Source organism: Butyrivibrio sp. WCD2001, from assembly GCF_000424485.1.
Classification (GTDB): Bacteria; Bacillota; Clostridia; order Lachnospirales; family Lachnospiraceae; genus Butyrivibrio.
The window spans coordinates 141240-163193 of record NZ_KE384200.1 but is presented as its reverse complement, the minus strand read 5'-3'; the positions used below and the strand labels follow the sequence as shown (position 1 = coordinate 163193).

The 21954-nt window shown below is 42.3% G+C and carries 18 protein-coding genes; 1 reads left to right on the top strand and 17 read right to left on the bottom strand.

Features of this window, described 5'->3' with window-relative positions; translation table 11 throughout:
- Positions 1-13: 13 nt before the first annotated feature.
- The 14 genes from G630_RS0118620 to rpmG form a co-directional block, all read right to left on the bottom strand.
- A complete protein-coding gene (locus G630_RS0118620; protein ID WP_026499436.1) occupies positions 14-1282 on the bottom strand; it encodes a leucine-rich repeat domain-containing protein in 1269 nt (422 codons plus the stop codon).
- Between the two features lie 207 nt (positions 1283-1489).
- Complete coding sequence (locus tag G630_RS0118615) at positions 1490-3619, bottom strand: NAD(+) synthase (RefSeq protein WP_026499435.1); 2130 nt, start codon at positions 3617-3619, stop codon at positions 1490-1492.
- A 20-nt stretch (positions 3620-3639) separates the two neighbouring features.
- On the bottom strand, positions 3640-4548 hold the full coding sequence (locus tag G630_RS0118610) for a class I SAM-dependent DNA methyltransferase (RefSeq protein ID WP_022760839.1): 909 nt from the start codon (positions 4546-4548) through the stop codon (positions 3640-3642).
- A 54-nt stretch (positions 4549-4602) separates the two neighbouring features.
- Positions 4603-5121, bottom strand: coding sequence for a COG2426 family protein (locus G630_RS0118605; RefSeq protein ID WP_242829967.1), 519 nt, complete (start codon positions 5119-5121; stop codon positions 4603-4605).
- A 90-nt stretch (positions 5122-5211) separates the two neighbouring features.
- Positions 5212-8637 (bottom strand): Ig-like domain-containing protein, encoded by a 3426-nt coding sequence (locus G630_RS0118600; protein WP_081668059.1) that lies wholly within the window; start codon positions 8635-8637, stop codon positions 5212-5214.
- 193 nt (positions 8638-8830) lie between these two features.
- Positions 8831-9898, bottom strand: coding sequence for a histidinol-phosphate transaminase (hisC, locus tag G630_RS0118595; protein WP_022760836.1), 1068 nt, complete (start codon positions 9896-9898; stop codon positions 8831-8833).
- 95 nt (positions 9899-9993) lie between these two features.
- Positions 9994-11133: a YncE family protein gene (locus tag G630_RS22855; protein WP_049946305.1), complete on the bottom strand. Its 1140-nt coding sequence runs from the start codon at positions 11131-11133 to the stop codon at positions 9994-9996.
- Positions 11134-11281: 148 nt separating this feature from the next.
- Positions 11282-12310, bottom strand: coding sequence for a glycosyltransferase (locus G630_RS0118580; protein ID WP_026499432.1), 1029 nt, complete (start codon positions 12308-12310; stop codon positions 11282-11284).
- Positions 12311-12423: 113 nt separating this feature from the next.
- A complete protein-coding gene (locus G630_RS22850; RefSeq protein ID WP_049946304.1) occupies positions 12424-13854 on the bottom strand; it encodes a CapA family protein in 1431 nt (476 codons plus the stop codon).
- A gap of 125 nt (positions 13855-13979) precedes the next feature.
- Positions 13980-14669 carry a 50S ribosomal protein L1 gene (gene rplA, locus G630_RS0118570; protein ID WP_022760832.1) on the bottom strand — a complete coding sequence of 230 codons (690 nt, stop codon included), beginning with the start codon at positions 14667-14669 and terminating at the stop codon, positions 13980-13982.
- A 14-nt stretch (positions 14670-14683) separates the two neighbouring features.
- Positions 14684-15109, bottom strand: coding sequence for a 50S ribosomal protein L11 (gene rplK / locus G630_RS0118565; RefSeq protein WP_022760831.1), 426 nt, complete (start codon positions 15107-15109; stop codon positions 14684-14686).
- A gap of 173 nt (positions 15110-15282) precedes the next feature.
- Positions 15283-15936, bottom strand: a complete 654-nt coding sequence (gene nusG, locus G630_RS22845; protein WP_026499431.1) for a transcription termination/antitermination protein NusG — start codon at positions 15934-15936, stop codon at positions 15283-15285.
- A 9-nt stretch (positions 15937-15945) separates the two neighbouring features.
- Positions 15946-16167, bottom strand: coding sequence for a preprotein translocase subunit SecE (secE, locus tag G630_RS0118555; protein WP_026499430.1), 222 nt, complete (start codon positions 16165-16167; stop codon positions 15946-15948).
- A gap of 54 nt (positions 16168-16221) precedes the next feature.
- Positions 16222-16371: a 50S ribosomal protein L33 gene (gene rpmG, locus G630_RS0118550; RefSeq protein WP_022760828.1), complete on the bottom strand. Its 150-nt coding sequence runs from the start codon at positions 16369-16371 to the stop codon at positions 16222-16224.
- Between the two features lie 365 nt (positions 16372-16736).
- On the opposite strand from rpmG, the gene fliD reads away from it, so the two are divergent.
- Positions 16737-18032, top strand: a complete 1296-nt coding sequence (gene fliD / locus G630_RS0118545) for a flagellar filament capping protein FliD (protein WP_022760827.1) — start codon at positions 16737-16739, stop codon at positions 18030-18032.
- An 82-nt stretch (positions 18033-18114) separates the two neighbouring features.
- On the opposite strand, the gene G630_RS0118540 is transcribed toward fliD, so the two are convergent.
- From G630_RS0118540 to G630_RS0118530, 3 genes are all read right to left on the bottom strand, one after another.
- Positions 18115-19383: a UDP-galactopyranose/dTDP-fucopyranose mutase family protein gene (locus G630_RS0118540; RefSeq protein WP_026499429.1), complete on the bottom strand. Its 1269-nt coding sequence runs from the start codon at positions 19381-19383 to the stop codon at positions 18115-18117.
- Positions 19384-19550: 167 nt separating this feature from the next.
- Positions 19551-19883, bottom strand: a complete 333-nt coding sequence (locus tag G630_RS0118535; RefSeq protein WP_022760825.1) for a hypothetical protein — start codon at positions 19881-19883, stop codon at positions 19551-19553.
- A gap of 400 nt (positions 19884-20283) precedes the next feature.
- Positions 20284-21885, bottom strand: coding sequence for a glycosyltransferase (locus tag G630_RS0118530; RefSeq protein WP_026499428.1), 1602 nt, complete (start codon positions 21883-21885; stop codon positions 20284-20286).
- Between the last annotated feature and the right edge of the window lie 69 nt (positions 21886-21954).

Sequence of the window (21954 nt, the reverse complement as noted above, 5' to 3'; positions counted from 1 at the left end):
GAGCAGATCCCCCTTATTTAAATTTTGCATTCTCCGAAGCACCCGCTGCTATAAACAGTTCCTTGTACTTCTTTTTCTTACCCCCAGGAAAATTATATTTTGCTTTTTCAGGTGTACCATAAAAAGCATTCTCTCCAACATATGTAAGTTTCTTTGATTTTATTTTTATCGTCTTTAGATTCCTACATTCACTTAAAGCCTCATCTCCTATTGATTTAAGGTTTGTCCCTAGTGTTACCGATTTAGCTTTGGCACCCTTTAAAGCACCTTTCCCAATTTCTGTAATCTTGTATTTTTTCCCTTTGAATGTTACGGTCTCCAGCTTTATTTCTGCCTTCTTATTCTTTTTCTTATCACTTATCCCGATAAGTCTTGCTGTCTTTTTCGATTTGCTGGTTATGTAATAAGTCAGTCCGTCTTTTTCTACAAAAACATTGCCATATCTATACTGCGTGCCATTGGCTGTTGGAATGGTTCCATAGATTACTTCCAGTTCTTTCTTGAAGGTCTCCATATCGGAACCGCTTACATCTGCTGTAGCAACAGTATCTCTGATATGTGTGGTATGTTGATTCGCTACCTTGTAGCTCTTCATCTGCTTAGTTGTAAGACCAAAGAAGTCATGTCTTCCAAGGCTGTCATCCCATGTCGCATCTACCTCATACCATTCTCCATCATCGAGCTGGATAATGTTCCAGGCATGTCTTTCGCTTCCTCCTGCATTACTTGCAGTTCCCGTAACCATATAGCATGGAATATCTCTTAAATCGCACAAAAGCTTGTAGGATGCAGCATAGCCTGTGCATGCCGCTTTTCCGAGGACAAGAGCCTCATAAGCTGACTGTGCTCCGTTAACCCCGTTTCTGTCATAGGAGACAGCTGCCATTACCTTGTCATAGAGTCCCAGCGCTATCTCAAATCTAGTACTTCCGGATACACTTGCAGCAATTGACGCCGCCTTAGAAAGGGTCTTCGCGCCTTTATCCGCAGATATTCCCTTGTTATAATCAACAAATGTCGCCGGATGATCGAAGGCATAGGCATAGGCCCCCGGAATATATTTAGTTCCGCAATCCCATAGTTCTCCGCCTGCCAGTACTTTTACCTGGTTATATCCTTCTTTGTAAATACCCGTCAAATGACTTGCATAATTACCATCTGTCTTTACATAATCAGCATAAGATGATGGCACGGCAGCTGCCGTCTCCATCCCAAATGAATTCAGTATTACTGACGCACAAAGTACAGCCGCAATATATTTCCCTAACACTTTTCTTATCATGGATTGCGCCCTCCATTACAAAAAATCCCTGCAATCTTATTTTTTCAGATTGCAGGGATTTTTTCATTACTTATAGTTGCATTGACAATGACAATTTTTTTGTCACGGTTCATGCCATCATTTTTCAGACTTATTTAATTTTTTATTAAGGCTTTAAAAAGTTTCTATTCGAAGTATTTATAAGATATTTCTAAAGCCTTCTTTATCTCACATCCACAGCGCAAAACTTGCATCGGATGGCATTCTGAGATCGCCTCTCGGAGAAACAGCCACCGATCCGACCTTCGGTCCGTCAGGCAGACAGCTTCTCTTAAACTGCTGCGTGAAGAAGCGCTTGCAGAATATATCAAGCCACTTGTTTATTGTGGCATGATCGTATATCTCCTCACCGTCTTCCACCTCTCCCGCACTCTTCTTTGAGCTCTTCTTTTTACCCTCTGAAAAAGCGAGATAAGCAATTCTTCTGATTTTCTCCTTGGAATATCCCCACCTCAACATGTAATACAGAAAAAAGTCATGCAGCTCGTAAGGACCCACAATGGACTCTGTCTCCTGTGAGATTTTACCGTCAGTAGGCGGAAGAAGCTCGGGGCTTACAGGCGTATCGAGGACATCAAGAAGAACCTCTCTTACTGTCTTTACTTCCGAAGTCTTTGCTTCTTTTGCTGAAGTCTTCTTTGAGGTTTTAGCTGCTGTCTTCTCACCTTTCTTATTTGGAACAGAAATCACAAACGGGCAGGTATCTGCGTAGTATTTAACCAGATGCCTTACAAGCGTCTTCGGAACACCGGCGTTAACACCGTACATTGACATGTGGTCGCCGTTATAGGTCGCCCATCCAAGAGCAAGTTCGGAAAGATCACCGGTTCCAATGACCATTCCGCCCTTCATGTTCGCAATATCCATAAGCACCTGTGTGCGCTCTCTCGCCTGGCTGTTTTCATAGGTGACATCGTGCTTATCTGGATCCTGTCCTATATCCTTGAAATGCTGGGTCACAGCCTTCTTGATATTTACCTCCTGAAGTGTTGCTCCGAGAGCCTTCGCAAGGCTGCATGCATTGTTATAGGTTCTGTCTGTTGTCCCAAAACAGGGCATTGTAACTGCAATAATTCCGCTTCTCTTAAGACCAAGCGAATCAAATGCTCTCGCTGTGACAAGGAGTGCCAGTGTAGAATCAAGTCCGCCGGAAACACCAATTACAGCTGTTTTGCAGCCTGTATGCTCCAGACGCTTTTTAAGTCCCATTGCCTGTATGGAAAGAATCTGCTCGCATCTCTTTGCACGCTCGAATTCAGATGAAGGCACAAAGGGCTTTCTGGGGAATTTTCTATCCAGCTTTGTCTTTGTAAATTCTATATCACACTCAGCTGTCTCAAAATCATCTTCACTATGCTTTGTAACAAAGGTTGTGGTCTTTTGTCTCTCATGAAGGATTCTGTTTATATCAATGTCAGCGTAAGTGATTCCGTTTTCAAAAAGTGTCTGCTCGGCAAGAATTGTTCCGTTCTCGGCTATGATATTATGTCCGCCGAAAACAAGATCCTGGGTCGACTCTCCCTCACCTGCAGAAGCATATACATAGCCTGCGATAAGTCGTCCGCTCGTAGCCTGCACGAGGCTTCTTCTGTAGGAGTCTTTTCCGATAAGATCATTCGACGCCGAGAGATTCACAATTATGGTCGCTCCCTGCTGCGCATAGGCTGTGGAAGGTGTGTCCGGCACCCACAGATCCTCACAAATCTCGCAGCCTATCTTCAGTCCGTGCATCACTTCTGACAGATCAATTATCTCTCTTCCAAAGTCGAAGCTGTCGATATCGTCCTCATCCTCATCGTCGTCTTCATCATCCCCGTCATAGTCGGAATATTTAGAACCTCCGACATAATCATTAAAAAGATTCTCTGCGGACACGTAGACTGTCTCATTAAAATCAGCCCCACTCTCAAAATATCTTCTCTCATAGAATTCCCCGTGATTAGGAATGTTTATTTTGGGGATCATCGCGCATATCTCGCCCTGATTGATAACGGCAGCGCAATTGTAGAGCTTGCCGTCGTATTCAAAAGGAACTCCCACAAAAAATACGGCGTCAAGGTCTTCGGAATGGCTTACAATTTTGCCAAGTGCCTTCATTGCTCCCTTGAGTAATGCATCCTGCAGGAACAAATCTCCACAGGTATATCCTGTCACACAAAGCTCAGGGAAAACGACTATCTTTGCACCCTTTTTCACCGCTTCATCCATCTGCTCCATTATTCTGTCAGCGTTATAAAAAGGGTCAGCGACCCTGATCTTCGGAGTGGCTGCTGCCACCTTAATAAATCCGTCTTTCATAGTTTATGTATTCTCCTCTATTAGTTCATTAACTTACCATGCTCTCTCGCAAGCACGTAGATCCGTTCGCTATCCTCTGTTGGCTGATCGTGCGTATCCGCATCTATTGCGGTTATGAAGCTCATCCCCGCCTGTTCGATAAATGCTTTCATCTCATCTAAAGTGTACCCTCTCTGAAGGTGCGTCTCTATAGATCTCTCAAAGAGTTCCTCTTCCTTGTCGCCACTCTTATCTTTTTTCACGAAAAGTGTGAGATCATATTCATTTATATTTGTATCGATGTCGAAGAAGTTTTCCCAGATAAAACTGCAGTCCTCACGGTTCTCCGCAATTGTCACGTTCCCGATAACATCTCTGTATTTGTGCAGGGTATTGAAATCGAATAAAAACAGTCCGCCGGGATACAGATAATTATTCACCTTCGTGAATGCCTTCCGTATCTGCTCGTCCTCAATGAGATAGTTTATGCTGTCGCAAACGCTGACTATCGTCCCTGCGGTGCAGAAAAGATCAAGCTCGCACATATCCTGCTCAAGGTACATGATATCAAGTCCCGCCTTTTCCATCTTGTTTCTGGCTATTCCCAGCATTTCTCCGGAGTTATCTATGCCTATCATATCATAGCCAAGTTTAGCCATCTCCTCGGTAAAGCTGCCGGTGCCGCAGCCAAGCTCTACCACCAGGTTCTGCTCCTGCAGAAGTAGTGCCTCTTTGTCCTCTTCTTCCTCTTCTCCCGGCTGTGAGGTGGGGGCGTCAATATCCTGACTTTCTGCCCCGTCTTCCTGCGTGGGGTCCTCACTTTTTTTCTTGTAAGGAACAGAAATCCCATATCCCGAAATAAGCCGCGATATATACGCAGCCCAATCGTGATATGGGGTCTCGTCCATAAATTCATCATATACTTTTGCAAAATCGGTATAGGCTTCCATAATTATCTCCTATTATGTGCTACACCTTATTCTAGCAAATACGTTCTGCCATTATCAACCTGCAAATCCCAATATTGCTCCAATGCTGAGGAAGCTAACCAGGCTCATAATTATTCCTGCTAAAGCTATTCCACCTATAACCGCAAGAACGCTCTTTTTAAAATCCATGTCAAGGATAGAAGCTGCAAGAGTACCTGTCCATGCTCCTGTTCCCGGAACCGGGATTCCTACGAAAAGTAGAAGAGCCCAGTAAAGTCCGCCGCCTGCTTTTTCCTGAAGTTTCATTCCACCCTTTTCACCCTTCGTGAGGCAGAAGTTAAAGAATCCACCGATTACAGGCTTGTCCTTTCCCCACTCAAGAAGTCTTCTTGCAAAGAAGAAGATAAAGGGCATCGGAATCATATTACCAACAGCAATAAGAATATAACCAAGAATTATATTGAATCCCGTGCCGGTTTTCAAAAAGCCATAGGCAAAAGGTACCGCTCCACGAAGTTCAACAAGCGGAACCATTGAAAGCAAAAATACAAAAATATACTGACCAACTAACGATGTTTTAAAAAAACTAAGCATACAAACAGCCTTTCCGATAAAAATCACCTTTAATCAAAACACTCCAAGGCACAATTTTACCAAAAGGCTGCTTTATCATCAAGTTTTATTTCACTTTACAGTTACTCTTATTCTCTTACCCACTCCGTTCTGGGCATATACATATACCCAGGCTTTACCGGGTTTAAGCCCCTGAATAAAGCCTTTTTTATCCACTCTTACTACGTCCGGTCTGTCGGTCTCATACCTGAACTTCGCTATGTGAATATTTACCTTTTTATCATACTTGAAGGATGCCGAAATCTTTACTATTTCATTCTTTTCTATCTTGTACTTCCTTTTTTTCACCTGGACACTGGTCGGATTGCCACGCCTCTTTGAGCATGTCAGCGCATGAACGGACTTGGAGGTACTGATCCTATTTATCGTGTCTCCTTCCATCTTATAAGCAATAACCAGGTATTTATAATACCTATCCTTCTTGACCTTCTTCGGAGACCATGAAGTCTTTTTATTGTTCTTGATGGTGGTGATATATTCCATCTGTATTCCGCATGGTGACCCGTATATCATGTACCCTTCCGCTTCCGGAATCTTGTTCCATGAAAGCTTCAGCGTCTTTCCCTTAGGTTTAAGCTTTGCTGCAAGGATATAATACTTGGTATCCTTTACATCTGTTTTATCTGTATTGGTCTCGGCAATTTCCTTATCTATTGCAGGTTTATTGACCGCGTTCTCCGGGTCCACTTTTTCTACTAAGGTTGTGGTTATGCACTCCGGGGCACTATCCTTATGGTTCGCATCTCCCACTATCTTGTACCAGATATAGTAAGTCCCTGCCCCCTTGGCTTTTGGAACATTTGTCGAAAAAGCACTGCTAGCCGGAGGTGTGGTATCATCCGTACCAAGCGCATACAGAATTGTGCCCTCTGCGGTACTCCCAAGATTAGCAAGTGCTACATCAAGGTCGCCGCTGATCAACTGATTCCCTGTAGGTCTGGTTATATAATTCGATGGTACTTTATTAACCTTAACCCTGACGCGGGCAGTATCAGTTCCTATATAGCTGATCCTATCATTAGGAGTAAAAATCACCAGATATTCAGTGTAGTTACTGTCTAAAACTTCAGGTCTGGTTGTAGGTTCTGCCCATGCAAAGGTTCCCTGAACATTAGAGACTCCGCCTGAAAGCACACTGCTTGCAAGTGACTGCCCGTAATCAATCTCTGATGCCACCGGAGGAGTAATGATTCTCGGAGTATTACCTATCAAAACTGTAGTAACATATTCCGGCGCACTATCCCTGTGATTCGCATCGCCAACAATCTTGTACCATACATAATATGTTCCCGGATTTTTAGCCTTGGGTATAGTAGTAGAAAAGGCACTTGCAGCAGGCGCTGTAACTGCATCTGTTCCCACTGCGTACAAAATGGTTCCATCGGAGGTGCTTCCCGGATTAGCGAGTTCTACCTCACTTTCGCTGCTATCCTGATGTTTTCCTGTAGGTCTGGTTACATAGTTGGAAGGCGCCTTATTTACCTTAACCTTTAAATATGTAGTAGCTGTCCCAACATAACTGACTGTATCATTAGGTGTAAAAATAACCATGTATTCCGTCACCTCACTGTCAGAAACAGCGGGTTTTATAGTCGGCTCAGCCCATGTAAAAGTTCCGGGAACATTTCCTACGCCGCCTGAAAGCACACTATCTGCCAGTGACTGCCCATACTCAATTTCAGATGCCACAGGAGGAGTTGTTATGATTGGAACTCCTTTGAGTATAATCCATGACTTACTACCTGTCCCCGTATAATTGCCGCTCCCGGTTACAGTTATTTCATATCCCGGTGATTCGTTTATATCGGTTGCACTTCGTTCGCCGGTCACAGTATAATCTGTACCTTCAGTAAGAACTTTATTCCCTTTTGTAACAATCACTCTGGGTGCCTTACTGCTTCCATCATAATCAAAATGGGTTGGGGATAGAGCCAGATCATCACTCGTAATAGTGACCTGATTTATTTCAAAGTCCTTAGTGATCGTCACAGTATTCGCACTAGTCCCATCAGAAACAGTGGCATATGCTGTATATTCACCGGCATCACTGGGCGGCCCGGCAAGATCAGATGTCGCCCCTCGAATCTTGTACTTGGGTTCACTTACTTCTATTTCATCAGGAAAATCGCTATCTTTAGTGACCTGAGCCGTAACAAGCGTTCCATCATAGGGTTTACTTTCATCTGAAACACTTATAGTTGCGGTATATTCACTGCCTTGAGTGTATGGGCAGCCAGCCACAGTACATTTTACTTTTGCAGTATCCTCAGGTGCCTTGTTAATCACCCAATTATGAGCATGTATTGGCCCATCAATTAAACGAGGAGTGCCGGCGTAATCTGTCTCATGATCTCCTTTTACAATCTCCGCCAAATAATATATTTTATCTGTACTGCTATCATAAGTACTTGGTAAATTGTTTGTATCAAAAGTAACTCTTCCATTTGTCGAAACAACACCACCTACCGGCTCTAATTTGCCATAGTATTTGCAGGTTCCGGTATAATCATTTAATACACCACTTGATGGCAGCTCTGAACTAGTTATAAGAATTGATATTTGGTTTACATCCCCGGCCTTACTTCCTGTAAGTCTATATGGAATTGAAAGAATATCACCGTTTTGAGTCATCGTACCAGTGGTAGGAAATTCAATACCAATGTCACTGTCTCTAAGTGTGAGTTTATACTCATATGGTCCTGATAATCCGCCAGAGCTGTTACAACGAGATGTAAATAATACAGAATTCAGGTCAATATTAAATGCAGGACTTACCCCCGCATAGCTACCATCAAAATGTGAAAAATATCCGCCAGCTGTAACCAACATATCATAGCCACAAGTAGCACTATTTCTTGTAGCTGTGCATATGGATCTTGTTAACCATTGAGTTTGTCCTGCTCCGCTTTTTGCTCTTTTATCATCCGCCATACCTGAAGATGATGACGAATTGAAACCATATAAACTATTATTTAACTCAGCCACATCGAGCTTAAATATATGCTCTCCATTTAACGGTGTAAATTGTCTTGTTGTTATCACCGTGTCACCTGTAGTCGGATTTGCCTTCACACTTGCAGCTATTGCTGATTCTTCCATAGCTGTAAACACACTTCGATTGTGTAAAAAATAATCACTGTTTAAATCATGATATGAACGCGTAGGATGACTAAATGATTCTTTATAAAGTATGCTGTCACAGTCCAGAAGCATAGTCCTGCCACCAAAATCAGTTGTGTCCATTCGAAGTACGCGATATTTTACAGGCTGACCATCATATTTCCCATAATAAAGATATGCCCATGATTTTCCTACACCCGGATTTCCTATAAGCCTTGTTCCAAAACAGGTAAATCCTTTATCCGCTGCCTGTGCAGTCACATTTTGGGTTAGAAAAGTACCTGTAAAGCTCGTCAGACACAAAATCGGAATCATTATTTTACTTATTAAGTTGTTAAAAAACGAACGTTTTTTCATATCATGTCAGTCCTTTAGGGTATAATTTGGTTAGCATACTTCATATTAATCTTCGCAAACCCCGGGCGGCTTTTCAATTAATTAGGACTAAACTTTCTATTAGATTTTAGTAAACGATTTTTTATTACATAGGTGTTTTCTATGTAATAAAAAACTGCCGGCTTTTATACCGGCAGGCCTTATTTGCAATATGCTATTTTTCCGATAGATAATCCTTCAAAAATGCGACAAGCTTATCCATCTCCTCGTCTGTTCCGATGGTGATTCTGAGATAATCAGCTATCCTTTCGGCATTCCAGTGTCTTACGTAAATTCCTGCTTCTTTCAGGGCAAGGAATAACTCTTCACCGCTCACCTTATCATGCTTAGCGAAGATGAAATTGGCCTTGGAATCCGGGAATGTAAATCCCAGCTCTGCAAGTTCCTTCTTTACCCGCTCTCTGGTATTAATGATTTTCGCACAGGTCTCCTTGAAGTATACATCATCCTTGATTGCAGCTACGCCCAGCTCCAGTGATGGTCTGTTCATGGTGTAGGAATTGAAGGAAAATTTCGCATCCTTCAGATATCCTATGAGTTTCTTCGAACCGAAGGCATATCCTATTCTCATTCCCGCCATAGCCCTGGATTTGGAAAAAGTCTGCACCACAAGAACATTGTCATATTTTTCAATAAGCGGAAGTGCGCTCACTCCGCCAAAATCGATATATGCCTCGTCAACTATGCAGACAGAATTAGGATTGTGAGCTATTACCTTCTCAATCTCAGACACAGGTTCAAATATTCCCACCGGTGCATTTGGATTTGCAATAATCACTCCTCCATTGGGATGATTTTCCTCATAATAGTCTTCGAATCGTATCTTAAAGTTCTCATCAAGCGGAATCTGCTCGTAAGGCACCTTGTATAGCTCCGCCCAGACATCATAGAACGAATAAGTGATATCCGGGAACAAAACCGGCTTATCCGAGTTAAAGAACGTAAGATACGCCATCGATAACACATCGTCCGATCCTACGCCTACAAATATCTGATCCTCCGGGACGTCATAATATCTTGAGAGTGCCTCCACAAGTACCTCGGCCTCCGGATCCGGATAAAGTCTCATATCCTCATATTTCATATTCTCAATAAGAGTGTTGACAGCCGGCGCCGGCGGATATGGACACTCATTTGTGTTTAGCTTTATTATGTTTTTATTCTTGGGCTGTTCGCCCGGAACATACGGATTTACTCTTCTTACGGATTTTTCCCAGCTCATAACTCGCTCCATTTCTGTTGTTTATGATACTTTAACATATTATCACGCTAAAGCATAAAAGTGCAAGTCAAAATTTTTCTTTTACTTCCGTACTTTTAGTACAACGCCTGAACATCCGTTATCTCATCATTTTCAATCTTATAGCTCCACACAGAATGCCCCGGAACCCTGTGCTCCGTAAGATACAAAGTATCCCCAACCCTGGTGATATTGTAGGGAGTCCCTCCGCCAACAAAATACTCACTGTAAATCTCCTCGTAATCGCCGCTTAAAAGCCCGTGAAGATCCTTTGTCCTTATCATGGTGGCTGCATCCTGATTGCCTGTTATATCGGTCGAAACTGTTATGTAGAAGTATCCTCCATCCTTTCTAAGAGCCACCATTCCCGCCATATCATCCGGGACCTCTATCTTTTCCTTAATCTCGAAGCTATGCTTATCACACACCAGTATCCCCGATGCCTGTCCGTCAGAGCCTATTCCGGAAACAAAATAAATCTCTCCGCCATCAATGTAAAATGACCTGATATAGGTGTCCTTTGTACCCGCATCCCTTATCTCTGTCAGGTACATCTTCGTATCGTCCGCAGCATGCCTGAAAATGTACATCTCACCGGTTGTCGAGCTCCATACATAAAAGGCTTTATCCTCTTCATCATAAACTGTATAATGAGGTCTTTTCCCAATATCATTAAAAAGCTGAGTATTCACATAGGAATCGCCTCTCTTCTCATACACAAGGACTCTGTTATTCTCTGTATCATCAACCAGAATAACGCTGCCATCTCCTGCAATCGTATGAGGCTGCTTTGCTTCTTTAGTCAGAACCCGCCACTCATTTAGCGGCGCTGTCATATTGTCGTTATATATAATTTGATCGTGATAGCAATCCACAATAAACCATTTATCGTCAATCCTAGTAACAAAGGTCGGAACACTTAATGAAAATTCTGTATTGAAAGCATTCTCACCCTCCTGCAAACTCTGATCGCTTTCTACATCTCCGCTTTGCATCAAAACTTCCTCAGATTCTTTTAAGTAGCCGTCTTCAGGCCTAAAATCCGCAGTTTCAACAGTGTCATAATCTTTCTCAGTATTCGTTATCGTCACCTGTCCATTTCCCGTTTTACTGCATCCTGCAGCAAGACATGTACCCAGAAAAATAGAAGGAATCAGCACTATTACAGAAAGTGCCTTATATAATTCAGCTTTTATAAAATTCTTCTTTATTTCCATACTTACACCCAAAAACATATTTATTAGGAATTACGGTGTAATTTCCCATAAGATAAAAAGCTGCTTTTTTCAGCAGCTTTTTAATAACAAAAATATAACTCAATGAAAAAGAAATATCTTTTCCCCAAATAGCCTCTTATGAGCTTATTCAGCTGGGATCCGGAACTACCCAGTGATTAGCTTCATTTTCATAATCCTCCGCCTGCTCCAGATTACCCATCTCACGGTAGCACTCAGCAATCTTATGGAGAGCCATATCTCCTCCGCGGTGAATATCAAGAATCGGTGAGGTCTCATACGCAGCATTATAATACCAAACTATTGCCTCTACGAGATCTCCCTTGTTTCTATAATAACTTCCAAGTTCATAGCACATCTCACTTGAAGGAATGGTCGTGAGATCCTTCAAGGAGTACTTCAGTATCTCCTCAGCTTTCCCATCAATAACCGCTATGTGTGCAAGGACACATGCCGCCTCCTTTATCTGGTCAAGGTCGCGACCATTGTCCTCAATCGACTCCTCAAAGAACTCCTTGGCAAGCATGAAGTCCTCATCCGTTCCAACCATGTAAAGTTCTCTGGCATACATGTTGTGAAGGCGCTTACTGATGTACTCACCTTCTCTGATAGCCCTTCTGAAAGCAGCCAGATCTCTCTGTCCATGATCTTCTGTCGGATTGTGCTTAATCTCAACTTCACTGTTGCAGACAGTGGAATCGAGCTTTATCATCTCATGGATCGGATCGTGCCACACATATTTACGAATTCTTCTGAAAAGCTTAGGTCTAAGCTCTCTGTCATAATTATATACAGTATTATGGCTAAGCTGATTGCAATAATACATCTGAACAATATCAATATTCAGCTCATCAATATCCTCTTTGAGCTGTCTGAAGCGTTCCTGGTTTTCCTCGTCTATCGTCTCATCAGCATCCGCAGAATAGATGAAATCACATGTAGCCTGCTCAAACGAATAGTTCCTGGCATCCGAAAAGCTGCCGGTCCACTCAAAATCAAACACCTTGGCCCCATAAGATTCCGCAATCTCTTTGGTCCTATCAGTTGAACCGGTATCAACGATGATCATCTCATCAACAAGATCTTTCAGACAATCCAGGCAGGTAGCCAGTTTATCCTCTTCGTTCTTAACGATCATACACAAGCTTACAGTAATCATAAATTATCCCTCATAATCTGCGAAATACCGACAATATTTCACTTATATATTACTCAAAAAGCCATTTTATGTCAATGATAACGGTTGCCTAGGAATATATATCCAAAACCTGTCTATTGAATAAAGCCGTTTTCATCCAAGGCAACACCGGGTGACATTTCACGCATGTGATTTAGGATTGCGGTTTTTCGTTCGCCTGTGGCTTCGTTAACTGTACAGCCGCTTTGAACACAGGGCACGAATTGCAGACCTGTGTGTCCGTCGGTATAGATATTAACGCGTAGAAGTCCTGTATTAAGATCCTTGGAATTAAATAAAAAATTACCAAGACTATATATAACCGGAACGCCATCTATATATCCTATTTTCTGTAATATATGCGGATGAGCTCCAACTATCAGATCCGCCCCTGCTGCAACAATCTCCGGTCCCTGTTTCTGTTGCCACCAGTCAATAGTTTCATCATTCTCAGTTCCCCAGTGGATACATACTATCGTATATGCACCGGCAGCCTTTGCCTCCTTAATTCGACTAAGGAGCTTTGTTATATCAAGACATCTGAAAACTCCGGGCGATGTATCTGTGGCACCTCTTGTGTCAGGATTGTCTATCCTTTCAATCTCTGTAGCGGATATAATGGCTATTTTTATACCATTACTCGACGTGTAGTAAACAGGATGTGAAGCCTCCTCAAGATTGGCGCCTGCGCCTATTCTGGCAACCCCGACACTATCTAAGGTGGAAAGTGTATCAAAAAGCGCCTGCTCCCCATGGTCATATGCGTGGTTGTTTGCGAGTGTAGCTACATCAACTCCCATCTGGTTAAGCAGCGCTGCCGATGACGGATCAGCCCTAAAGGTAAAGGTCTTTCCTTCTATCGGAGTTCCTCTGTTGGAATATGGAAACTCGTTATTTACTACCATAATATCGGCACCACGCATATATGAAAGAAGGCTTCCACCTATCACACCCTCTATTCCGCCTCCATTCTGGCGGATTTTGTTCATAATTGCATACCCCGGGTCAAAGAGGATATCTCCTGCAAAAGCAAGGGAGACATAATCCGAGTTGGCCGGCGTTATATTGTACTCCCAATTTGCTCCTGAAATATAAGTTTCTCCTGTACTCTCCACAGCCTCTCCAGCGTCATCTGCTCCTTCGCTGCTCTCATCATTCTGGGATTCATCTCCACTCTCTGCGGAACCTTCCGCTGTTTCTTCACCCGCAACAATCTCAGTATCATTTTCATCATCAGCAAGAGCGTTATCCGCTGCGGTAGCCTCACCCTGCAGACTAACATCAGCAGTTCCACCTATATCATCCGAGCGCTTCTCTGAAAACGGAAGCCTTGAAGCTACTGTCTCCTCTTCAAAAACATCCGCTTCTACAGTTTTTGTAGTCTTTCCTGCTTTCATGCTAAGAAGTGCGACTCCACCAATTGAAACAGTAACTAAAAAAGCGCATACAAAAGCTATTACAGCCTTGTTTGCACCTGCAAAAAATCCGGTTTTCTCATTTTGATAGTCTAATTGTTCTTTTTTCATACCTATAGCACAGAGAATAACTCCCTGTTCGTCTCCTCGCTTTTAGAATAGCATATTTGCAAAGAAAAAGCACAAAATCTTGCGATTTTGTGCTTTCTGATAACATCATATTGGTATATAACTTATCAATACTTGTTTGATACAACCTTGACACCAGGGCCCATTGTTGTAGCAAGTGAGATGCTCTTAAGGTACTGACCCTTAACTGTTGAAGGCTTAGCCTTAACAATAGCATCCATAAGAGCTGTGTAGTTCTGCTCAAGCTGCTCTTCTGTGAAAGATGCCTTTCCGATAGGGCAGTGGATGATGTTAGCCTTGTCAAGACGGTACTCAATCTTACCAGCCTTGATATCGTTGATAGCCTTTGTAACATCCATTGTTACTGTACCAGCCTTCGGGTTAGGCATGAGACCCTTAGGTCCAAGAACCTTACCAAGACGTCCTACAACACCCATCATATCAGGTGTAGCAACTACAACGTCAAAGTCAAGCCAACCTTCGTTCTGAATCTTAGGAATAAGCTCCTCGCCACCTACATGGTCAGCGCCGGCAGCCTGTGCCTCGTCAAGCTTTGTTCCCTTAGCAAATACAAGAACCTTAACAGTTTTACCTGTTCCGTGCGGAAGAACAACCGCACCACGGATCTGCTGATCCGCATGACGACCGTCGCAGCTTGTACGAATGTGTACTTCAACAGTCTCATCAAATTTTGCAGTAGCAGACTTCTTTACTAAAGAGATTGCTTCTGCAGCTTCATACTGCTGTGCTCTGTCGATGAGCTTAGCAGCTTCAACATACTTCTTTCCGTGTTTCATCTCTCAGTCCTCCATCAGTCTTCTACTACAACACCCATGCTGCGTGCAGTTCCAGCGATCATGCTCATAGCACCTTCGATATCAACTGCATTCAGGTCAGGCATCTTTGTCTCTGCAATTTCTCTGATCTTATCCTTAGAAATTGTTGCAACCTTGTTCTTGTTCGGAACACCAGAAGCCTTCTGGATGTTGCATGCCTTCTTGATAAGAACTGCTGCAGGCGGAGTCTTTGTGATGAATGTGAAACTTCTGTCTGCATAAACTGTGATGACAACAGGAATGATGACATCACCCTTGTCAGCTGTCTTAGCGTTGAACTGCTTTGTGAACTCAACGATGTTTACACCATGCTGACCAAGTGCCGGTCCAACCGGGGGTGCTGGTGTTGCTTTACCAGCCTGGATCTGTAACTTAATGTATCCTTCGACTTTCTTTGCCATAATGGCACCTCCTAGAAATAATGTGGTCAGGCGCATTCCATGTGCATTTCCGCGCTCTCATATGAAAGCAATACACAAATGCTCCCACTCCAGTTCCCATGAATTGAAATATCTTAATTTCAACTCATCTATATATAGTAGATTGCTCTACAATATACCAAAATTATTATATATTAGCTTGTCACCTTACGAACTTCTGAGAAACCAATCTCAACAGGAGTCTCTCTGCCAAACAGATTAACATTGATTGTAGCACTCTGTTTACCGAAGTCCATACGCTGTACGATACCAACTGTACCGTTCCATACGCCGGCAACAACAGCAATCTCGTCGCCTACGCCGAAATCGACAGTCATATTCTCTGTCTTGATTCCAAGCGGCTTGATCTCTGCATCTGACAGCGGCACCGGCTTACTTCCGGGTCCTACAAAGCCTGTAACACCTCGGGTATTACGAACCACATACCATGTCTCGTCATTCATGTCCATGTTTACAAGAACATAACCGGGGAACATCTTACGGCTTACTGTCTTACGTGCGCCATTCTTCATCTCAACAACATCCTGAAGCGGTACACGAACCTCAAATATCTGATTCTCAAGATGACGGTTCTCAATAGTCTTCTCAAGGTTAGCCTTAACCTTCATCTCATAGCCTGAATATGTATGAACAACATACCAATGGGCATTCTCATGAGCAGGAGCCTCTGTGGATTCCTCACTGCCTTCAGCAGTCTCGTTTACAGCTTCAGCAGCCTCGTTAGTGCTCTCCTCTGCTGATCCCATAGTCAGATCGAGTTCATTTTCATTCTGCATCTCTTCTGCCATAACACTCCTTTATCCAATCTTGGTGATGAAGTTAATCAAATAACCAAAAGCATAGTCAAACACAGCTATAAGAGCACCAATAATAACAGAAATGATAACTACAGCCGTTGTCTGCTTGTAAATATCCTCTCTTGTAGGCCACTTGATCTTATTGAACTCAGCCTTAATACCCCTAATAAAAGCAGATACTTTACTCTCCTGTGCATTCTTTGCAGCATTATTTTCGCTCATATCAACTAAACTCCCTTCAACTCAAGGACTTCCTCTACCTATATTATAGTAGAATTACTTTGTCTCCTTGTGCGGTGTGTGCTTCTTGCAGAAAGGGCAGTACTTCTTGATCTCCATTCTGTCAGGATGTGTCTTCTTATCCTTTGTTGTGTCGTAGTTACGGTTTTTGCACTCTGTGCAAGCAAGTGTGATTCTTGTACGCATTGTTCATTCCTCCGTGCGTTATTCTAAAAGGTTTACCGCCTATTTTAAGGCATAAAAAAAAGACCTAAATTTCTGTCGCTTGTATAATATAGCATAGGTCTCCTGCTGAGTCAACATCTTTTTATAAATTATCTGCTATATGCACCTACTTATAATACAACCGTTAACGTAATCGGTCAATTAGTAAATATTCTTAACCGACTTTCTTCTATTTTAAGAATATGTTTATACTTATTTAATTGACGCTATTGACTAGGGGATGATAATGTTAAGGTAATAAAACATGTCTTTGTATGCCCTCGTGTCGGTTGCCAAAGGAATGGCAGAAGCACTCGCACGACATCAAGGAAGAAAGGAGGGGCAGCATGGCAGGCATTAGTGTTAATGAAGCTTATAATCATTTCGCGTCAACATACGTCGCAAAAGAGAATGCGAATGTAGACAAGCATAAGAAAAGCGAACTGCAGAGTGTCTACAAATCCATCGCACGGATCAACAGAAAATCCCCTCTTCATGTTTTAAAACAGGATGATAATGCTCAGGCTGAGGCCGTGGGCATTAAAGAGCATGCCCGGACTCTTAGAAGTCAGCTGGATGCAATCAGCGGCGAAGAAGATGCAGCTCTTAGCAAAAAATCAGCTATTTCATCAAATCCTGATAAGGTAGCTGTTGAATATGTAGGAAAAGGCCAAGGAAACACATCCGAATTTACAATCGGTGTTGATCACCTCGCAACGAATCAGATCAATGCCGGTCATTTCCTAGTACCCGATGAAGAGGTTGCTCTCCCCAAAGGAAGCTACGCATTTAATGTAAGCATAAACGGTCATGACTACGAATTCCAATATAGCATTCGGGATGGTAACACCAATCATGATATTCAGGCTAAGCTGTCCCGTCTTATTAATAAAGCAGGCATCGGACTTATTGCCGGAATGCAGGAGGATGCACAAGGAAGAACCACATTGATTATCGGTTCGAGCGATACCGGTCTTAAGCCCGGGCATACTCATCGCTTCGAAGTAAGTGAATCCCAAATCTCAGAGAATCCGCATAGTGTATCCTATTTTGGACTTAATCTGATAGCACAGGAACCTACAAATGCACATTTTTATCTGAATGGTACGGAGCACAGTTCCTCTTCCAACAGATTTACGGTTGGAAATGAATTTGATATCACTCTTAGAGGCGCAACAGATCCCGCATCTCCCGTCTCGATCAGTATAGAGGATGAGAATGATGCTCTCGTAGAAAATGTCCGCTCCCTTATAAACGGATACAACGGATTTATAGACAGTGTCAGTGATGTTCACGATGCCGGATTCAAGAGCACCAAGCTGGTCGGAGAAACCATAGCAATTGCCGAAAAGCATCTGACAAAGATGGATAATTATGGTATTTCCCTAAATGAAAACGGACGAATCGATTACGATTCAGGGCTTTTGAGAGAAAAATCCGCAAAAGGTCCTCCCAAGGAAGTCCTACATCCACTCATGGATTTTGCAAAAGCGCTTATCCAAAAGACCGATGAAATATCTATAGATCCAATGAAGTATGTAGAGAGACCCGTATTCAATTACAAGGATCCGCACGGCAGCAACACACCGTCGCCATATATCACAAGCGAATACAGTGGTATGATGTTTAACAATTATTGCTAACAGTCCGTTCAAATAACAAATAGGTGCACAATAAATCTCGTTGCTTACGCATAATCGATTTATTGTGCACCTATTTTTATTTTCACATTCCTTCTACCATTTCCAATGCGGCGGCGATGACCTGATCCATATTGTAGTATTTGTACTGACCAAGGCGGCCTCCAAAGAGAACGTCACCGAAATCATCAGCGAGCTTTTTATAATCTTCAAAAAGCTTGTTGTTTTTCTCGTCGTTCATCGGATAGTAAGGCTCATCACCGGGCTTCCAGTCCGCAGGATACTCTTTTGTGATGATGGTTCCTTTGCCGGTACCGAATTCAAAGTGCTTGTGCTCAATAATTCTGGTATAGGGCACTTCACGCTCTGTATAGTTTACAACTGCATTTCCCTGATAGTTATCATTATCGGGAAGATCCTTTGTCTCAAATCTGAGAGATCTGTACTCGAGATTACCCAGCTTATATCCAAAGAATTCATCTATCATACCTGTGTATAGGATCCTGTCAAAAGTATCCCCATCAGTCGATGTGAAAGGTTTTGCAGGTACATCTCCATCCATTTTCACGAAATTCTTGAATTCAGTTTCAGTCTTTACAGTTATGCTTCCGGTCAGGTTATTTTCAGATGCAACATCTGAAGGCTCCAAAAGAAGAAGCTTCTTAATAGCGCCGGTATAGCCTCCCATTGGGATTCCCTGATATCTGTCATTAAAATAGTTGTTATCATAGATAAATCTGAATGGAAGTCTTCTTATAATAAATGCAGGAAGTTCCTTGCAGTCCTTACCCCACTGTTTCTCTGTATAGCCCTTAACAAGCTTCTCAAATACATCTCTGCCGGCAAGGGAAAGTCCCTGCTCCTCTAGATTAGCTGCTTCAAAGCCTTCGCGAATATCCTCTCCACTGGCCGCTGCCACATCGAGCTGTTCTGCTGCTGCCTCATCGCCATTTGCAGCGCGTTCCTTCAAGATACGTTTCACTTCCTTCTTTGCCTGCTCATCAATAATGGCACGGGCTTCATCCGGTGTTCTGATTCCCCAGAGCTTGCTGAAAGTATTCATGTTAAAAGGAAGGTTATAAAGTTCATCGTGATATACCGCCACAGGTGAGTTTATATACTGGTTAAACTCAGCAAAGCGGTTTATGTATTCCCATACCTTCTTGTCGGATGTATGAAAAATGTGGGCTCCGTACTTATGGACGTTAATTCCCATTCTGTTTTCAGTATAAATATTGCCGCCGATATGGTCTCTTTTATCTATTACAAGAACATTCTTGCCTTCTCTTGCCATCTCATGTGCAAAAACGCAGCCGAAAAGTCCTGCTCCAACTATCAAATAATCGTATTTCATTTTTCCCTCCAAAACCATGTACATAATACCGCAGGAGATAACTAAGTATGCGGCACAATCCCACCATCATGACAGGACACTTGAAATAGTATCATATTTCAGGGCAAATAGAAACCCGGAAGGATTTCCTTCCGGGCCGGTAATCTTCATAATATAAACGGTAAATCTTATGCCTGGTATTTCTCAAGGGCTGTCATGTCACTCATATAATCAAGCACCTTTTTGCGGCCAACCTTGTTGAGCTTAACATACTGCTGCATCACACGATTCTCTACAATCTTGTTTCCAAGATCTGTTCCCTTCTCCAGTGTGCTGAAATCAACAGGATTAAGGTTGAGCTTGTCGCACATACGAATAACGGTACCATAGGCCATGCCCTCAATACCTCTGTCAAGTGCTGTTACCAATGTGCTATATGGAATCGACATATCAATCGCGAATTGTCTGACACTCTTATACTGTGCTAAAATTTCTCTCTTAAGTATCTCAGCTTTTGTCATTACATATACCTCCTATTCGTAATATTTATTTCAGGTCTCCTTACCTGGCCACAATAGTAATAATAAAATGCAATCAGATACTTCTGTAGCATTTACAAGTATAACGTATGAACGTTTTTTCGTCACTTATTTTTTTCTTAAATTTTGTGATAATATTCAATAAATTTATCTGCGTTTTTTGGTCATGTTGCCAAAAAGTGCATGGATTCTGAATTTTTTATAACTATTTCAAAACCCATGCACATTTTTTCGTCTTTGAGATTTCACTCATCCGACAATATTTGAAATATATTTTTAGAAAAATTTGTAATTTTCAAAATATTTAACGAAATTACATACAAATTTTCAAAAATATTTCGAAATATTATTTCGTTTTTTCGTGTGTAAAATAACGCCAAAATCAATCAGTTTCCCTAATAACATTTATTAGCTGGCCATTTTCCTTTAGATAAACATGTAGTTTCCTAAGAAGCTTCTCCGGATCAGAAGCAGACGCCGGAATATCTCCCAGAATAATGAAATCAAAGCTGTGTTCAGGCCATGGGAAAGTCACCAGTTCAGGGTTTCCTGAAATCATGTCATCAGCCATATATTTAGAGAGTCCGGCAAAAACATCTACGTTAGTTATTCCGGCGGTAAAGCTGTCAGGCATCTGATACTTTATCGCAGACAACGTAGTTCCCATCCCGGCACTGATATCCAATATTCTAAGCACACGGTTATAAAGCTTAAGGTCCGTCTGATTTCTGCTTGCACCGGCATCTTCATCAATTGAAGCTCTTTTATCACTCTCAGCAATCGCAGACATAAGCGCATTCATCTTATCTTCCTCAAGGAGGGTATAATTCCATATATCAAAGCCCCACTTTTCCTTGAACTTCTCCCTGGAAGCCTCCATCGCATCTGTTTTATCGGCAAAACCGCTTCCGCCATGATGATATATAAATGCGTTATGACACAGAATCTGTCTGTAACCCGCAAGGCAAAGACGTATCCCGAGATCATCATCTTCAAAGTACCCGGGAGAAAAGCGCTCATCAAAGAGCCATTTCCTTTCCTCTGAATCCTTCATCATCACATTATTCAGAGCTTCTCTTCGAAGCAGCACGGCAAATCCTGTAAGTCTGCACCTTACCTCAAACGGATTCCACATCGGAACATTGTGATCCTTCGCATAACTTTTTGCGGTTTCAAGAGCCGAATCCAGGCTTATTGTACGCCACCATCGGTGTTCTTTGACATCCGAAGATATACTGGTTATTGGTCTTGTCTCATCCATCGGAGCATTTTGCAGATAAGGTTGTAGTGATTCCATTGACACTTCCTGAGAAGGCGCACAGTTTGTAACCGCCCCGGATGCTCCGTTTCTCTTATCGGCATAGAGTCCCATTTTCATCCAGAATAGTGCATTGGGCATAAGTACTGCATCGTTGTTTAAGAACAATACATCATTTTCCGAATTAGCAGCTTCCAGTCCCTTGTTGCACCCGGCAGGAAAACCTTCATTTTTATCATTTTCGATCAAAATAAATTTCTTGTTTTTTTCCTTCTGCTCCCGCAAATATCTAAGAAGAGCTTCATCTGTCGAGGCATTATCCACTACAACTATCTCTATATCATCCTTGTGATAATATCTCCTAATGGCTCTTATGCACTCCCTGCAAAGTTCAAAATCATTATAGGATACAATTACTATCGAAGTCCCACGAACCCTGGCCCTGTCCTTTATTCCTTCAATAGCGTCACGGATTATTTTTTCATCCTCAGGTTCATCGCAATATCTGATAGCGTTCTCAAAACACAAAAATGCCTGATCTGCATTACGATACCTGTAATACAGACCAAGCATAAAATACAGCTCATAGTTGTCATAGTGAGCCCTGAGTCCTTCTATCAAAACCGCATACTCATCCACGCTGCTGCCTTCCTGCTCGAAGACGCCCGCACGCAAAATATATGATTCCGCTGATTCACGTTCAACTTGTTTAGCATGAGCTTCCATATACATCTCCAAAAAGCAAATCACGATAAATAGTCAAAATAATTATATTAAAGTGATAAGCTTTTTTCA

Excerpts from the sequence above, each read along its gene's own strand:
- hisC (WP_022760836.1), bottom strand. The coding sequence starts at position 9,898 with ATGAGCTGGGAAAAATCCGTAAGAAGAGTAAATCCGTATGTTCCGGGC.
- fliD (WP_022760827.1), top strand. The coding sequence starts at position 16,737 with ATGGCAGGCATTAGTGTTAATGAAGCTTATAATCATTTCGCGTCAACA.
- secE (WP_026499430.1), bottom strand. The coding sequence starts at position 16,167 with ATGAGCGAAAATAATGCTGCAAAGAATGCACAGGAGAGTAAAGTATCT.
- rplK (WP_022760831.1), bottom strand. The coding sequence starts at position 15,109 with ATGGCAAAGAAAGTCGAAGGATACATTAAGTTACAGATCCAGGCTGGT.
- G630_RS0118580 (WP_026499432.1), bottom strand. The coding sequence starts at position 12,310 with ATGATTACTGTAAGCTTGTGTATGATCGTTAAGAACGAAGAGGATAAA.
- rplA (WP_022760832.1), bottom strand. The coding sequence starts at position 14,669 with ATGAAACACGGAAAGAAGTATGTTGAAGCTGCTAAGCTCATCGACAGA.
- rpmG (WP_022760828.1), bottom strand. The coding sequence starts at position 16,371 with ATGCGTACAAGAATCACACTTGCTTGCACAGAGTGCAAAAACCGTAAC.
- nusG (WP_026499431.1), bottom strand. The coding sequence starts at position 15,936 with ATGGCAGAAGAGATGCAGAATGAAAATGAACTCGATCTGACTATGGGA.
- G630_RS22850 (WP_049946304.1), bottom strand. The coding sequence starts at position 13,854 with ATGAAAAAAGAACAATTAGACTATCAAAATGAGAAAACCGGATTTTTT.
- G630_RS0118610 (WP_022760839.1), bottom strand. The coding sequence starts at position 4,548 with ATGGAAGCCTATACCGATTTTGCAAAAGTATATGATGAATTTATGGAC.
- G630_RS0118540 (WP_026499429.1), bottom strand. The coding sequence starts at position 19,383 with ATGAAATACGATTATTTGATAGTTGGAGCAGGACTTTTCGGCTGCGTT.
- G630_RS0118620 (WP_026499436.1), bottom strand. The coding sequence starts at position 1,282 with ATGATAAGAAAAGTGTTAGGGAAATATATTGCGGCTGTACTTTGTGCG.
- G630_RS0118600 (WP_081668059.1), bottom strand. The coding sequence starts at position 8,637 with ATGAAAAAACGTTCGTTTTTTAACAACTTAATAAGTAAAATAATGATT.
- G630_RS0118530 (WP_026499428.1), bottom strand. The coding sequence starts at position 21,885 with ATGGAAGCTCATGCTAAACAAGTTGAACGTGAATCAGCGGAATCATAT.
- G630_RS22855 (WP_049946305.1), bottom strand. The coding sequence starts at position 11,133 with ATGGAAATAAAGAAGAATTTTATAAAAGCTGAATTATATAAGGCACTT.
- G630_RS0118535 (WP_022760825.1), bottom strand. The coding sequence starts at position 19,883 with ATGACAAAAGCTGAGATACTTAAGAGAGAAATTTTAGCACAGTATAAG.
- G630_RS0118605 (WP_242829967.1), bottom strand. The coding sequence starts at position 5,121 with ATGCTTAGTTTTTTTAAAACATCGTTAGTTGGTCAGTATATTTTTGTA.
- G630_RS0118615 (WP_026499435.1), bottom strand. The coding sequence starts at position 3,619 with ATGAAAGACGGATTTATTAAGGTGGCAGCAGCCACTCCGAAGATCAGG.